Raw genomic sequence first — 13,774 nt, 5'->3', positions numbered from 1 at the left:
GGGAGGAGTCGCTCATGGGGACAGTCTCACAGGCGCGGCGCGCGCTTCCCAACCCGGACCGGGGGAGGGGCCCGACCCGGAGATGTCCCTGAGGTCCGAACGGATCGTGGCCTCAGGGGGACCGTCCGGTGCAGGATGGAAGGGACGTAATCCCCAAGGCTCCCCAGCTGGAGGACCGGATGCTTGCCGAGACCGTCTGTTCCGCCGTGTCCGCAGCCGGCCTGGGCATCGCCGCGATCACCGCGTACCGAAAGCGGTTCCTCGCCGCGACCCGCATCGCGGCGTACTCCCTCGTCCCGATCGGCCTGGTCCTGACCGGAGTGGTCGACTGGGTCGCTGACCTGGTCTTCAAGCCGAGCACCTGGATCGGCTTCGTGGTGCTCGGCCTCGCCTGGGCGCTTTTCATGACCACGCGCGCCGTGGAGCGGCGCACCGGCGGTGGCCGCAAGGCCGTGCAGGCGGCACAGCGGGACGCGGTCGCCCCGCAGGCCTCCGCACCGTCCCTCGGGGCGACCCGCGCCACCACCACCGGATCCAAGCCGAAGCAGGAGAAGCAGCCCGCCCCCGCGCCCGCGGAGGACTTCTCCGACATCGAGGCCATCCTGAAGAAGCACGGCATATGAAGGCCGCCAGCTAGGGCGCCATCCAGCGTCAGCTGAAGCGCGGCCGCTCCGGGCCGGGTCACGCAAGTCCACGGAATCCGGCGAACTCCCGCATGTGACGGGCGTGTTGGACGATCACCCGGGCTGGCCTGCGTCATCATCGCCCGCGAGATGCAGGAAACTTCCCGGGGCCAGGCCCCCGCACCGACGCCCGAGCCGCGAGGCTGCCTCTTCGCGCTCTCCCAGCCGCCACTGATGATCTTTCTCGGGGTGATCGGCTGTCTGTTGCTCGCGGGAGCGGTGTACGACCTCTGGCTGTTGTGACGACCCGGGCGTACGCCCGGCACACCCCCGCGCGGGCTCAGCCCGCGGCGGCTTCCTTGCGCCGGGCCCGGTAGGCGGCGACGTGCAGCCGGTTTCCGCAGGTACGGCTGTCGCAGTAGCGGCGGGAGCGGTTGCGGGAGAGGTCCACGAAGGCGTGCTGGCAGTCCGGCGCCTCGCAGCGGCGCAGCCGTTCCTGCTCCCCGGCGACGATGAAGAAGGCGAGCGCCATCCCGCCGTCGGCCGCGAGATGGTCGGCGACGGAGGCGCCGGGCGCGAAGTAGTGCACGTGCCAGTCGTAGCCGTCGTGGTCGGTCAGCCGTGGTGTGGTGCCGGCCGAGGCCACCAGGTCGTTGATGACCCGGGCGGCGTCGCGCGCCTCGGCGGCCGCGAACACTTCGGCGAACCGGCTCCGCACGGCCCGCACGGCCGCCAGGTCGTCCTCGGTCAGCTGTCCGACATCGCTGATGGAGTGGGTCCGTACGAAGCTGTCGAGACCCGAGACGTCCGCGAGTCCGTCGGGACCGCCGGACTCCGTCGCGGAGTTCACCAGTGCGCACACCGCGTCGAGCGCGCACCGGGTGTCGTGGGTGATCAGCACGAATCGCTCCCTGGCCTTGGGTCGGGCGGGCGCCCGCTGATGCTGGCCGATGCTAGCGGTTCGACTCGAACGCAGTCGGCGCCGCCGCCGCGGGCGAACCCACGGCGACGGCGCCGATCACTGCCTTTATGCGGTTGTGGAGGCCCGCGCCGCCTCCCCGAGTCGGACGGCTGCGGGCTGCTTGCTGGTCGGGTCCGGCCTCGTCAGCTCTCGGCGAGGATGTGGGAGAGCTCGGTGTCGAGATCGAAGTGACGGTGCTCGGTGCCGGGTGGCACCGCGGCGTCCGTGCGCTTCAGGAAGGACTCCAGTGCCCGCGCCGGGGCCTCGAGCAGGGCCTCACCCTCCGGTGAGCTCAGGGCGATGCAGACGACGCCCTGACCGTGACTGCGGGACGGCCAGACACGGACGTCACCGGTGCCTGTGGGCCGGTGCAGGCCTTCGGCGAGAAGGTCGCGGGCGAAGACCCACTCGACCGTCTCTTCGGCTCCGGTGTGGAAGGTGGCGTGCACGGCGTAGGGATCGGCCGTGTCATACCGCAGCCCTGCGGGTACAGGGAGTGAGGACTCGCTCGACACAACGAGGCGCAGGTGCAGCTCGCAGCTGACCGTGGTGTTCATAAGCGCCAGGGCCTTTCGCTCAGTGTGCGCTCGGGGGTTCGCACGTCGGCGAAATCGACATGCCACCTACAGTGCCGTTGTAAACCCCTCTGAGGGATTTGAGTAGCTTTCTCTCGCTCGTACAGGCGCCCGAGTGTCCGCAGCATGCGCCCATTCCGGTGAGCCATTTCTGTCCGGTAATGTTTGGTGGCATGAATACGGGGAGTGACGAGCGGAGTGAGGTGGGGACGGTCATGGAGACGCCCGCCGGTCGGGACGAGCAAGGGCTCGGGTCCAAAGCGCCGCATTTCATCAAGAAGCGCCGGGCGCTGCACGTGAGCTGGCAGGTCGGCGTGTTCGTCGTCGGCCTCGCCGTGGTGATCGCCGGCATCATCATGCTGCCGCTGCCGGGCCCCGGCTGGGTCGTGATCTTCTGCGGCATGGCGATCTGGGCGACGGAGTTCGTCTGGGCTCAGCTGGTGCTGCGCTGGACCAAGCGGAAGGTCAAGGAGGCCGCGCAGCGCGCCCTCGATCCGCGGGTGCGCCGCCGGAACATCATCCTGACGACGGTCGGCCTCGTGATCATCGGCGTACTTCTCGGGATCTACATCTGGAAGTTCGGCATCGTCATGCCGTGGAAGATCACCGAGTGACGTGGGTCCCCGCAGGCGTGGTCAGTAGCCCGTCTGAAGTGCGGTAATGTTCTCCGTGCGCCCGGGCGATTAGCTCAGTGGGAGAGCGCTTCGTTCACACCGAAGAGGTCACTGGTTCGAACCCAGTATCGCCCACCCGGCCGAAGGTCCGTGAGACATCTCGTCTCACGGGCCTTCGTCGTTTCCGCGTTCCCCGCCGCCCGGTCAGTGCATGCGGTGGAGGGTGTCGCGCAGCTTCCTGGCGTCGCGGAGGCGCTGTTCGTACGTCGCGCCGACGGCGAGCAGCAGGAGTCCCGCCAGGGCCGGCGGCAGCCAGCGGGGGAGGGCGCCGACGACCTGCACGACGTACGGCGCGAGCTCGTGCGCCGCGACCAGGGCGAGCACCGTGCCGCCCAGGGCCAGCGGGGCCTGGAGGCGGTGCCGGGCGCCGAGCAGGGTGAGCGCGAGCGCCGCGGCGCCGAGGAGCAGCGGGCGCAGCCAGTACGGGTCCGACCAGGCGGCGACGAGGCTCGGCAGCAGCGTGGCGGCCAGGCCGGGGGCGTACGCGGCCCAGGAGGAGGTGTCCGGTTCGCGGCGGTGGCGGAGGGCGCCGATGGCGAGGGCGGGCAGTGTGACGGGCAGGGTGTACGCCTCCGGGGCGGTGACGTCCCAGGCGGCCAGGCGCACCCAGCAGGCCGCCGCGAGCAGGGCGCCCGCCACGTAGGACATCTGGCGGCGGTCGGGGCGCAGGGCCGTGCCCGTGGCGATCACTCCGGTCAGCGCGAGCGTGAGGGCGAGGCTCGGGGTGTGGCCGGCGGAGAGGCCGATGGCGAGGGTGGCCGCCAGGGCGCCCGCGATCTCCAGCGGTACGGCGACGGTGCTCGCGCGCAGGCGTGCGGCGAGGAGCGCGGTCGCGGCGGGTACTGCGAGGACCCACAACGCCGTGCGGTGCGGCGGGAGTTCGAGGGCGGCGGGTACGGCGACGGTCAGGGCCGTGGCCAAGGCGGTCGCCGAGCAGGTGGCCACCGCCCGTCGGGCCCCGTCGGCATGCAGCGCGGCGACCGCGGCGCACACGACGAGGAGGACGGGCAGGACCGTGAACGTGGCGGGGCGGGTGCCCAGGGACAGCAGGGCCGCACCGGTCGCCGACAGGAGGCCGCAGACCAGCAGCGTCGTCGCCGGGTGCGGGCGGCCGGCGCGGGCCAGTGCGGTGGCCGCCGACAGGGACGCCACGGCAAGCGCGGTGTGCGTGACGAGCGTCGCCGTGTACGGGAGGGCGAGGGTCACCGGGAGGGGCGTGAGCGCGGCCCAGAGCAGGGCGGGTGCGGCGCAGTCGGTGACGGTCCGCCAGGCGAGGGCCGCCGAGGTGAACCGACGGGCCGTCCACACGGCGGCGGCGAGCGCGAGCAGCGTGACCGGGACCGCGAGGCCCTGGACGGCGAGCGTCAGGTCGTCCTGCGCGAGCGGAGCACCCGCCCACGGGTTGCCCGCCTGGAGCGCCGGGCGCACCGCCGAGGCGAGCACCGTCGGCAGGGTCCAGAGCAGAGCCGCGGCGGCGGTGGTGCCTCCCGCGCCGGCCAGGCCGCGTCGTACAGGGAGCGGCAGCTTGGTGCGGAGGGTCGCCAACAGGGCGATGCCGCACAGCAGATGGGCCGGGACCGTCCATGCGGCGGGGAGCGTGGTGCGCAGGACGCCGCCGGTGGCCAGGACGACCGCGATGCCGCCGACGCCCGCGCAGGCCGTCGCGACCGGGGCGTGTGCGGTGCGCAGGGCCGCGCCGAGGGCGACGGCGGTGGCGAGGAGGAGCAGGACGGCGGCCCGCGAGGCCGCGACCGGGCCCGATGCCGACCAGGTCAGCGCCGTCGCGATCAGGAGGCCGACGAAGCCGAGGAGGGCCGCGCCCGCGCCCGCCGCGTACCGGACCGAGGGGCGCTTCGTCAGCAGGGCGAGGGCCGTGTCGACCGCGGCCGTGGCGAGCAGCGCCGCGGTCAGGGTGTGCGCGCTCGCGTCGGCTGCCAGCGCGCCGAGCGGCAGCGGGAGTTGGGCGACCACGACGGCGGCGGGGAGCGTGGTGCGCAGCTTGGGCAGGGCCGTTCCGTACGCCGTCCAGAGGGCCGCGAGTGCGGCTGCGGCGAAGGCCGCGAAGGCCGTGCCGTCGGCTGTCGGGAAGGCGACGCGGTGCAGGGCGTAGGCGTCGAGCACCGTGAGCACCAGGCCGAGCGCGGCGACCGCCTCCGCCGTGGCGCCGAGGCCGCGGCGGAACAGCAGGACCGGTGCGCCGAGCGCGGCGCAGGTCACCGCGGCGAGCACCGCCGCGCGGCCCGCGATGCCCATCTGCCCCCAGCTGACCAGGGTGAACGCGATGGCCGCGACGGTCAGCAGGGTGCCGCCGAGCGCGAGCAGCAGGTTCTGCACGCTCGGCGGGGACGACTCCGGGCGCGGCTGCGGCGGATGCGGCGGCCAGGCCTGCGGAGGCCGGACGGGCGGCACCGGCTGCTGGGCCGGAGCCGCCACCTGCTGGGCCAGGACCTGCACCAGCCAGGCCCGGCGGGCCAGCAACTGGGTGCGGCGCGCGTCCAGTTGGCCCAGCTCGTGGTCCAGGATGCGCAGCTCGTCGGCCGGTGGCGGAATGGTGGTCATGGCAGCAGTGTGGTGCGGGTCACCCGCCACCGGCATGGGCGTACCTACTCAGTTCCGGCTGAGTACCTGCCCGCCGGCGCGCAGACTCGGGTCATGGACTGGTGCCGCTACCGCTTCCGCAGCGTCTGGAACCTGCCCGCGCGCCCCGACGCGGTGTACGCCGTGCTCGAACGGGCCGAGGAGTACCCGCTGTGGTGGCGGCAGGTGCGCGAGGTGACCCGCGTCGACGACGACACCGGCCGCGCGCGCTTCCGCTCGGCACTCCCGTACGACCTCTTCGTCACCGCCCGTGCCGTGCGCCGTGACCCGGCGGCCGGGGTGCTGGAGATCGTCATGTCCGGGGATCTGGACGGCTGGGCGCGCTGGACGCTCGGCGCGGTGGGCGGGGGTACGCGTGCGCTGTACGAGCAGGAGGTCGAGGTGCGCCGGCCCCTCATGCGGGCGCTCGCGGTGCCGGGGCGGCCGGTGTTCCGGTTCAACCACGCGTTGATGATGCGCTCGGGGGAGCGGGGGTTGATCCGGTACCTCGCTGCGCGCGACTGACCGTGCGGGCGGGTGCCGGTGGAGGGGTGGGCAACCGGTTTGAACGAGGGGCGCCGGGACCTGTATGGTTCAGTCCGTTCCCGGGCGATTAGCTCAGTGGGAGAGCGCTTCGTTCACACCGAAGAGGTCACTGGTTCGAACCCAGTATCGCCCACCGGGAAAGACCGGTCCGTCAGCGACGGGCCGGTCTTTTTGTGTCCGCCGCGGCTTCGGACCGTACGAACTCTCAAGCCGCCGCCGGGAGTTGAGGGCGCAGCGGCCAGGCCGGGTCGACCGACTCCGGGCTGCCGGTGCGGGTGAACCACGCCTGCAGGCCGCGCGCCTGGGCCGCGTGCCACACCGCCTGGAGCGCGTGCAGCTCGGCCGGAGAGAGGCGTTCGAGCCGGGCCGCGAACCTGCGTCCCACCGCCCGTACGACCTCCAGGGAGGCAAGGGCGTCGGCCGCCGCGTCGTGCGCGTCGACGAGCTCGACCTCGTACTGCGCGCACAGATCGGTGAGCGTGCGGCGGCCCTTGCGGTAGCGGTCCAGGTGCTTGTCCAGGACGCGCGGGTCGAGCACGCACAGCGGCCGGCTGCCGAGGTAGTAGCTCAGCGAGGAGGCGCGGTGGCGGCGCAACTCGCGGTCCAGGAGCGTCAGGTCGAACGGAGCGTTCATCACGACGAGCGGGCGGCCCGCGCCGCTCAGGTCGGACAGCTCCCGGCCTATCTCCTCCATCACCGGCGCGGGCCAGCGGCCGTTGCGGTGCAGATGATCCTCCGTCAGGCCGTGCACCCGGGTGGCGTCCCGGGGCACCGGGACGCCCGGGTCGACCAGCCAGCGGGTCGCGCGGGCCCGGCCGCCCGGGGTGTCCTGCACGACGATCGCGGCCGACACGATCCGGTCGTTCTCCACGTCCACGCCCGTGGTCTCGGTGTCGAATGCGGCAAGTGGTCCATCGAACCAGCACGTCATGGTGATCCAACTCCCTGTCTCCGCCCGGCAGTCGAGGCGCGGCCCGGTCGCCGCCCGCACCGTCCGCGGTGCCGCGCGCCCCTGCTGCCTGCCCGAACTCGTGATACCCGGGCTGTTTGCCCGATACGCCGAACGGTGACAACACAGGTGACGGGCCGGTGAGTTGGGCGGTCCGGGAGGGCGTGTGCGGCGCACTCCGCGCGGCGTACGCGACGTACGCGCCCCCGACATCACCTGAGTAACTCCCAAGCCTGGAAGGCCAGTTCGCCATGGCGCTCGCGCGGCCCGAACAGGGTGGGCTGCTGCCCGAGCGGATCGCACCGCTGCGCGGCACCCTCGCCACCACCGCCTGCATGGAGACCCTGCAGGTGGGCTATCTGCACGCCGTGGCGGCCGCCGCGGGCTGTTCGCTCTCGCAGCCCTTTCCGGACAACGGCATCGACTGGCACGTCAGCCACAGCGCCCCCGGGCACACGGTCGACGACGAAGTCACCATCAAGGTGCAGCTCAAGTGCACGTACCAACTCGCCCCGAACCCCCCGGGCCCCGACTTCTCCTTCACGCTCGACAACGCGCACCTGGAGAAGCTGGCCCGCACCCCGGTCTCGGTGCACAAGATCCTGGTCGTGATGATCGTGCCCCGGTCCCGTGACGAGTGGCTGCGCGCCGGGCACGACCGGCTCGACCTCAGGCACTGCTGCTACTGGACCAACCTGGCCGGGCACCCCGTACGGGGACGGCACCGGACCACGGTGCGGGTCCCGACCTCGCGGATCTTCGACGACCGGGCGCTCTGCGACATCATGACGCGCGTCGGGACGGGAGGGAGACCCTGATGCACCGTCCGATCGACGAACCTCCACACCTGGTGGGCGGCGCCCTGCCTCATCCGGACGCCGCCCACGTCGACCCCGGCGTGCTCGGTGCGCTCCTCGACCGGCACGGCTGGCGGCGGCGTGGCGCGGCCGCCGGCCGGTACGCCCGCTGGACCCCGCCCGACGGCGCCCTCGGCACCAGCCTCCTCGTTCCCGAGAGCCGCGCCTTCCCCGACAGCGACGACCTGCTCGGCGAGGCGCTGCTCGCCCTGGCCCGCAGCGCCGCACCCTCCGCGCGCGCCGTCCTGGTCGGCCTCGCGGTGCCCAGCGACGAGCTGACCTGGACCCGCGACGTGCCGCCAGGACCCGCGGGCACGGCGGCCTGGAGCGTCGAGGAGCAGTTGCGCGCGGCGGTGCGGCAGGTGCTGCTCGCCGGGGCGCTCGCGGTACGGGCCAGGGCCGGGTACCACGGGGCGCGGCACCGCAGGTCCGCCGCCGCCTCGCTGGCGAGCGTCCTGGTGGGACCGGCGCACGGCGGGCGCAGGCTCACCGCGTTCGTACCCGCCGCGACGGGCCGGGCCCTTGCGGTACGGCTGCACCACGCGCTGTACGCGGCCCGTGAAGCCGTCGACTACCGGCGGGCCACCGGCGGCATGGAGCCCTTCGACACCGCCGTCGAGGCGGGCGTCAGCCGCGAGTTGACCGAGGCCCTCGTGACCCTGGTGCGCGGTACGGAGGGCGCCTGTGTCGAGCTCGCGTGGGCGCCCGCGTCCGGGGTGCCCGCGGGGTGCGCGGCCCGGCCCGAACCCGTCGAGTTCTCGCCCGGCGACCTGCCCGTACTGCGGGAGGCCTCGGCCCGCTACCTCAGCTGTGAACCGTCGGTTCCGGTGCGGCTCACCGGGTCCGTGGAACGCATGCGCAGGCCGGGGCCGCGGGGGAGCGGAACGGTACGGCTGCGAGTGCTCGCGGGCGCCGACGTACCGCATGTACGGATGACCCTGGACGAGGAGGCGTACCGGATCGCGGGCCATGCCCACCTGGTCGGCCTGCCGGTTCAGGTGGACGGACGCCTCGAGAGCCGCGGCGGGTTCCGGCGGCTGACCGGGGCGGCTCAGCTGGCGCCGGTTCAGGTGGACGAGGCGGAGCGGGACCGGATGATGAAGTCCCTCCAGGAGAACCTCGACTTCTTCGGGGAGGCGTGCGGTGGGGAGTAAACATCAGCCCGTCCGGCGTGTGAGGAGTCGGCGGGGCGGCAAATCCAGCCCGTCCGGCGTTTGAGGACGAGCCCGGAGGGCGATCGAGGGTGCCCGAGCCGACGGTGCGGGTCGGCGTCACGGGAGGCAGCCCCGTAACCGTTTCGCGAAGCGCACCACGGTCTCGGTACGATTCGTCTTGCGCGTGCCCACGCTGAGGCGGCGCATCCACTTCAGTCAGGAGAGACCGGTGTCAGACGTCCGTGTGATCATCCAACGCGATTCCGAGCGGGAAGAGCGCGTGGTGACGACGGGCACTACGGCCGCCGAACTCTTCCCCGGTGAGCGCACCGTCGTCGCCGCGCGCGTGGGCGGCGAGCTGAAGGACCTCGCGTACGCCGTGCAGGACGGCGAGGAGGTCGAGCCGGTCGAGATCTCCTCCGAGGACGGCCTCAACATCCTGCGCCACTCCACCGCGCATGTGATGGCGCAGGCCGTGCAGGAGCTGTTCCCCGAGGCCAAGCTGGGCATCGGCCCGCCGGTCAAGGACGGCTTCTACTACGACTTCGACGTGGCTGAGCCGTTCACACCCGAGGACCTCAAGCGCATCGAGAAGAAGATGCAGGAGATCCAGAAGCGCGGCCAGCGGTTCTCCCGCCGCGTCGTCTCCGACGACGACGCCCGCGAGGAGCTCGCCGACGAGCCGTACAAGCTGGAGCTCATCGGCATCAAGGGCTCCGCCTCGCACGACGACGGCGCGGACGTCGAGGTGGGCGGCGGCGAGCTGACCATCTACGACAACCTCGACGCCAAGACCGGCGACCTGTGCTGGAAGGACCTCTGCCGTGGTCCGCACCTGCCGACCACCCGCAACATCCCCGCGTTCAAGCTGATGCGGAACGCGGCCGCGTACTGGCGCGGCAGCGAGAAGAACCCGATGCTGCAGCGCATCTACGGCACCGCCTGGCCGTCGAAGGACGAGCTGAAGGCGCACCTGGAGTTCCTCGCCGAGGCCGAGAAGCGCGACCACCGCCGCCTGGGCAACGAACTCGACCTGTTCTCGATCCCCGAGCAGATCGGTTCCGGCCTCGCCGTTTTCCACCCCAAGGGCGGCATCGTCCGCCGCGTCATGGAGGACTACTCGCGCCGCCGGCACGAGGAGGAGGGGTACGAGTTCGTCTACACCCCGCACGCCACCAAGGGGAAGCTGTTCGAGACCTCGGGCCACCTGGACTGGTACGCCGACGGTATGTACCCGCCCATGCAGCTCGACGAGGGCGTGGACTACTACCTCAAGCCCATGAACTGCCCGATGCACAACCTGATCTTCGACGCGCGTGGCCGTTCGTACCGTGAACTGCCGCTGCGCCTCTTCGAGTTCGGCACCGTGTACCGGTACGAGAAGTCCGGCGTCGTGCACGGCCTGACCCGCGCCCGTGGCTTCACGCAGGACGACGCGCACATCTACTGCACCCGCGAGCAGATGGCGGACGAGCTCGACAAGACGCTCACCTTCGTCCTCGGCCTGCTCCGCGACTACGGCCTGAACGACTTCTACCTGGAGCTCTCCACCAAGGACCCGGAGAAGTACGTCGGCTCGGACGAGGCCTGGGAAGAGGCCACCGAGGTCCTTGCGCAGGTCGCCGAGAAGCAGGGCCTCCCGCTGGTCCCGGACCCGGGCGGCGCCGCGTTCTACGGCCCGAAGATCTCCGTCCAGGCCAAGGACGCGATCGGCCGCACCTGGCAGATGTCGACCGTGCAGCTGGACTTCAACCTGCCGGAGCGCTTCGACCTGGAGTACACCGGCCCCGACGGCACCAAGCAGCGCCCGGTCATGATCCACCGCGCGCTGTTCGGCTCCATCGAGCGCTTCTTCGCCGTGCTCCTGGAGCACTACGCGGGCGCCTTCCCGGCGTGGCTCGCGCCCGTGCAGGCCGTCGGCATCCCGATCGGTGACGCGCACGTGGACTACCTGCAGGAGTTCGCCGTCAAGGCGAAGAAGCAGGGGCTGCGGGTCGAGGTGGACTCCTCCTCGGACCGGATGCAGAAGAAGATCCGCAACGCACAGAAGTCCAAGGTGCCCTTCATGGTCATCGCGGGCGACGAGGACATGGCCGCCGGCGCCGTCTCCTTCCGCTACCGCGACGGCTCGCAGGAGAACGGCATCCCCGTCGACGAGGCCATCGCGAAGATCGCGAAGGTCGTCGAGGAGCGGACGCAGGTCTGACCCCGGCGGGGCCCGGCCCCGCCCGCAAACGATCCCGGCCCCGGGGCGCGTCAACTGCGCCCCGGGGCCGGGTCGTTGGGCCTCGCGCAGGTCGCGGGGGTACGACGGGCCGGCGCCGTACGAGGGCTCCGGGCGCCGGGTCGCCCGTGCTGCCCAGGGGTGCGACGGGGCGGGGGCGCGGTGGTGTGCCGGTGGCCGGTGCGGCCCGTACGGGAACCGGTGCCCCGGCGACGCGCCGGGCAGGGGCCACGCCATATGCTGCACAACATGACGAGTGAGCCGGAGCAGCAGATCGGAGTGGGGACGCAGGACGCGTTCCAGCGCCTGTGGACGCCCCACCGGATGGCGTACATCCAGGGTGAGAACAAGCCGACCGGTCCGGGGGCCGGCGACGGCTGTCCGTTCTGCTCGATCCCCGAGATGTCCGACGAGGACGGCCTGGTCGTCGCGCGCGGTAACCATGTGTACGCGGTGCTTAACCTGTATCCGTACAACGGCGGCCACCTCATGGTCGTGCCCTACCGGCACGTCGCCGACTACACCGAGCTGACGACCGCCGAGACCGTGGAGCTGGGCGAGCTCACCAAGCAGGCCATGGTCGCGCTGCGCACCGCCTCCGGGGCGCACGGCTTCAACATCGGCATGAACCAGGGCACCGTCGCCGGTGCCGGGATCGCCGCGCATCTGCACCAGCACATCGTGCCCCGCTGGGGCGGCGACACGAACTTCATGCCGGTCGTCGGCCACACCAAGGTGCTGCCCCAACTCCTGGGCGACACCCGCAAGATGCTCGCCGACGCGTGGCCTTCGACCTGAGCTTCGCGGGCTTTCGGGGTTGATTTTCCGTGGGCTGAGCTTGGGCTGAGCGCCGCCGTCGCCCTCCGGCTTCGGCGGCGCCACGCTCCCGTGCCGTACGCCCTCGCTACGCGTCGTACACGTCCGCCTTGCTCGGTGTCGGGTCCTGGACCAGGCCGCTGAGGAGGAGCGAGCGGGTGCCGAAGCGCTCGGTGTCCACGCCGTTCTCCTCCAAGACACGGATCGCCGCGGCGTGCACCACGCGCAGCACCGGGGTGGCCGCGCGCAGGGCGTCGTCCGCCATGAAGCGGTGCCGCCACGGCTTGTCGGCCCAGGCGTGCCGCAGACCGAAGGGCTCCGGCAGCACGAGCTTGCCGCCGAGGTAGTCCAGGATCGGCGGGAACCAGGTGAACGGCGCGCGGGCCGCGAGCCGCACCACGTCGAGCGGCTCTATCAGCGGCTGCTTGATCTCCCGGGTCTCCCAGAACTTCACCGTCTTGGAGACTTCCTTGACCTTCGCCTTCGGCTTCGTCGTGAACAGGGTGTGCACCGGGCCGAGCGCGTGGCCCGTGACCTCGATCCGCAGCGTCTCGTGCAGCACCGTGACCGTGATCAGCATCGTGATCACCAACTGGCCGTCCCAGAGCCGGAACTGCACCCCGAGATAGTGCCGGTCACCGCTGCCGAACTGCTGCTCGTTGCAGATCCGCTGTATCTCGTGGCCACGGACCTGGAAGGCCTCCACGTCCGTGCCGGAGGGCCGGGCGACCTCCTTCGCGTTCTCCGCGACCGGGGAGACGATCCAGTGGCGTATCGACGGGGTAGGGAAGCCGCCGGTGTGCAGCGGGCCGCGCTCCAGCATGCGCAACTGGTCGTGGATCGACCGGATCACGTCCCAGCTACGGAACGGGTGGATCTCCTTCGTGCCCTCGCGCGGCACCAGATCCTCGGCCAACTGCCAGCTGCCCCACCGGGTGCCCATGCCGAGAATGCCCTTGGGGCCCGCGTAGAACACGGAGTTGGACTGCTGCTCCGCGGTCAGCTTGGCCAGGCCCTGGCGCAGCCGCTCGGCCGCCGTCTCGCCGGGGCTGCCCGGCACCGCCTCGGGGATCTTCGCGCCGATGCCGCCGCCCGCGAGCAGACTCTCCCAACGCCCGCGCAGATCCTGGGCGGTGCGCTCGCAGATCTGCCGGGCCAGGAGCCAGCCGATGACCGGGGCGATCACCATCGCGCGTACGTATATCCCGAGCAGACCGGCGAACGGCAGCTTGATCAGGAAGATCACCGCGAGACCGCAGGCGACGACCAGGACCGCGGTGCCGAGGGCCGCCGTCCGCTTGTTCTCACTGCCGCTCAGGGTCTTCTTGATCTGGAAGATCATCAGCCACATCAGCAGACCCGGCAGGAACAGCACGCCGAACAGCACGGTCACGCCCGTGAGTCGGGTGTCCCGCTCCTTGCGGATCCGGGTGGCCGCGAGGCAGTGCTCGACCACGGCCTGCGGCTCGGTGCCGAAGGACTGGATCAGCGGCTTGCGGGCGCCGCCGAGCATGCGCACCTGCACCGCGCGTGCGAAGGCCTCGCCGAGGTCCGGCTTGAAGAGGGACAACCTGCCCTTCTTCACCTCGGACTTGTGCCACTCGCTGTTCGCTTTGAGTATCTCGTCGACATCACTGTCGCGGTACGCGGCCGACGCCAGGGCGTGCGTCGCCGCGGTCTCACCCGCCGCGCCCGAGAGCGGGACCTGCGCCCCGGGCCTGAAATCGAAGGCCGAATCGATGTCGTTCGCCACTGCCGCCCCCATCACCGCAACGCCGCTGCTGCGGCCCTTCCCGACTTCCTTACCCCGTACGGCCG

Annotated in this window: 13 protein-coding genes and 2 tRNA genes; 10 read left to right on the top strand and 5 right to left on the bottom strand. The window is 71.8% G+C overall.

Features of this window, described 5'->3' with window-relative positions; all coding sequences use genetic code 11:
- Positions 1-179 precede the first annotated feature (179 nt).
- Positions 180-623, top strand: coding sequence for a hypothetical protein (locus GUY60_RS08710; protein ID WP_161695567.1), 444 nt, complete (start codon positions 180-182; stop codon positions 621-623).
- Positions 624-773: 150 nt separating this feature from the next.
- Positions 774-926 (top strand): hypothetical protein, encoded by a 153-nt coding sequence (locus tag GUY60_RS38200; RefSeq protein ID WP_187369966.1) that lies wholly within the window; start codon positions 774-776, stop codon positions 924-926.
- Positions 927-963: 37 nt separating this feature from the next.
- On the opposite strand, the gene GUY60_RS08705 is transcribed toward GUY60_RS38200, so the two are convergent.
- Together GUY60_RS08705 and GUY60_RS08700 are read right to left on the bottom strand one after the other, a co-directional pair.
- Positions 964-1,524, bottom strand: a complete 561-nt coding sequence (locus GUY60_RS08705; RefSeq protein ID WP_161695565.1) for a CGNR zinc finger domain-containing protein — start codon at positions 1,522-1,524, stop codon at positions 964-966.
- Positions 1,525-1,727: 203 nt separating this feature from the next.
- On the bottom strand, positions 1,728-2,141 hold the full coding sequence (locus GUY60_RS08700) for an SsgA family sporulation/cell division regulator (protein WP_003959770.1): 414 nt from the start codon (positions 2,139-2,141) through the stop codon (positions 1,728-1,730).
- Between the two features lie 191 nt (positions 2,142-2,332).
- Here GUY60_RS08700 and GUY60_RS08695 point away from each other — a divergent pair, with 191 nt between their 5' ends.
- Together GUY60_RS08695 and GUY60_RS08690 are read left to right on the top strand one after the other, a co-directional pair.
- Positions 2,333-2,773, top strand: a complete 441-nt coding sequence (locus tag GUY60_RS08695; protein WP_161695563.1) for a TIGR02611 family protein — start codon at positions 2,333-2,335, stop codon at positions 2,771-2,773.
- Between the two features lie 63 nt (positions 2,774-2,836).
- A tRNA-Val gene (locus tag GUY60_RS08690) sits at positions 2,837-2,908 on the top strand.
- Between the two features lie 69 nt (positions 2,909-2,977).
- Here the strand turns inward: GUY60_RS08690 and GUY60_RS08685 are convergent.
- Positions 2,978-5,392, bottom strand: coding sequence for an SCO7613 C-terminal domain-containing membrane protein (locus GUY60_RS08685; RefSeq protein WP_161695561.1), 2,415 nt, complete (start codon positions 5,390-5,392; stop codon positions 2,978-2,980).
- Between the two features lie 93 nt (positions 5,393-5,485).
- Between GUY60_RS08685 and GUY60_RS08680 the strand changes: the two genes are divergently transcribed.
- Positions 5,486-5,935, top strand: coding sequence for an SRPBCC family protein (locus GUY60_RS08680; protein ID WP_161695559.1), 450 nt, complete (start codon positions 5,486-5,488; stop codon positions 5,933-5,935).
- Between the two features lie 82 nt (positions 5,936-6,017).
- A tRNA-Val gene (locus GUY60_RS08675) sits at positions 6,018-6,089 on the top strand.
- A 72-nt stretch (positions 6,090-6,161) separates the two neighbouring features.
- Here the strand turns inward: GUY60_RS08675 and GUY60_RS08670 are convergent.
- Complete coding sequence (locus tag GUY60_RS08670) at positions 6,162-6,887, bottom strand: 3'-5' exonuclease (RefSeq protein WP_161695557.1); 726 nt, start codon at positions 6,885-6,887, stop codon at positions 6,162-6,164.
- 269 nt (positions 6,888-7,156) lie between these two features.
- Between GUY60_RS08670 and GUY60_RS08665 the strand changes: the two genes are divergently transcribed.
- The 4 genes from GUY60_RS08665 to GUY60_RS08650 all read left to right on the top strand — a co-directional run bounded on the left by GUY60_RS08665 (position 7,157) and on the right by GUY60_RS08650 (position 11,938).
- Entirely contained in the window at positions 7,157-7,723 is a 567-nt protein-coding gene (locus GUY60_RS08665; RefSeq protein ID WP_161695555.1) for a DUF4365 domain-containing protein, read from the top strand.
- Positions 7,720-8,916 carry a hypothetical protein gene (locus tag GUY60_RS08660; RefSeq protein WP_376771187.1) on the top strand — a complete coding sequence of 399 codons (1,197 nt, stop codon included), beginning with the start codon at positions 7,720-7,722 and terminating at the stop codon, positions 8,914-8,916. Before GUY60_RS08665 ends, GUY60_RS08660 begins: the two co-directional genes overlap by 4 nt.
- Before the next feature lie 229 nt (positions 8,917-9,145).
- The gene (gene thrS / locus GUY60_RS08655; protein ID WP_161695553.1) at positions 9,146-11,122 is read left to right on the top strand and encodes a threonine--tRNA ligase; all 1,977 of its coding nucleotides are present in this window, start codon (positions 9,146-9,148) and stop codon (positions 11,120-11,122) included.
- Between the two features lie 255 nt (positions 11,123-11,377).
- Positions 11,378-11,938: an HIT family protein gene (locus GUY60_RS08650; RefSeq protein ID WP_161695551.1), complete on the top strand. Its 561-nt coding sequence runs from the start codon at positions 11,378-11,380 to the stop codon at positions 11,936-11,938.
- A 106-nt stretch (positions 11,939-12,044) separates the two neighbouring features.
- Here GUY60_RS08650 and GUY60_RS08645 read toward each other — a convergent pair whose 3' ends face one another.
- Positions 12,045-13,721, bottom strand: a complete 1,677-nt coding sequence (locus tag GUY60_RS08645) for an AbeC-like domain-containing protein (protein ID WP_187369965.1) — start codon at positions 13,719-13,721, stop codon at positions 12,045-12,047.
- Positions 13,722-13,774: the final 53 nt, after the last annotated feature.

Source organism: Streptomyces boluensis, from assembly GCF_009908195.1.
GTDB classification, from domain to species: Bacteria; Actinomycetota; Actinomycetes; order Streptomycetales; family Streptomycetaceae; genus Streptomyces; species Streptomyces boluensis.
The sequence above is the reverse complement of the archived record's forward strand: the minus strand, read 5'-3'. Positions and strand labels throughout refer to the sequence as shown.

Coding starts and splice junctions, on each gene's coding strand:
- GUY60_RS08670 (WP_161695557.1), bottom strand. CDS start 6,887: ATGACGTGCTGGTTCGATGGACCACTTGCCGCATTCGACACCGAGACC.
- GUY60_RS08645 (WP_187369965.1), bottom strand. CDS start 13,721: ATGGGGGCGGCAGTGGCGAACGACATCGATTCGGCCTTCGATTTCAGG.
- GUY60_RS08685 (WP_161695561.1), bottom strand. CDS start 5,392: ATGACCACCATTCCGCCACCGGCCGACGAGCTGCGCATCCTGGACCAC.
- GUY60_RS08650 (WP_161695551.1), top strand. CDS start 11,378: ATGCTGCACAACATGACGAGTGAGCCGGAGCAGCAGATCGGAGTGGGG.
- GUY60_RS38200 (WP_187369966.1), top strand. CDS start 774: ATGCAGGAAACTTCCCGGGGCCAGGCCCCCGCACCGACGCCCGAGCCG.
- GUY60_RS08695 (WP_161695563.1), top strand. CDS start 2,333: ATGAATACGGGGAGTGACGAGCGGAGTGAGGTGGGGACGGTCATGGAG.
- GUY60_RS08710 (WP_161695567.1), top strand. CDS start 180: ATGCTTGCCGAGACCGTCTGTTCCGCCGTGTCCGCAGCCGGCCTGGGC.
- GUY60_RS08700 (WP_003959770.1), bottom strand. CDS start 2,141: ATGAACACCACGGTCAGCTGCGAGCTGCACCTGCGCCTCGTTGTGTCG.
- GUY60_RS08665 (WP_161695555.1), top strand. CDS start 7,157: ATGGCGCTCGCGCGGCCCGAACAGGGTGGGCTGCTGCCCGAGCGGATC.
- GUY60_RS08680 (WP_161695559.1), top strand. CDS start 5,486: ATGGACTGGTGCCGCTACCGCTTCCGCAGCGTCTGGAACCTGCCCGCG.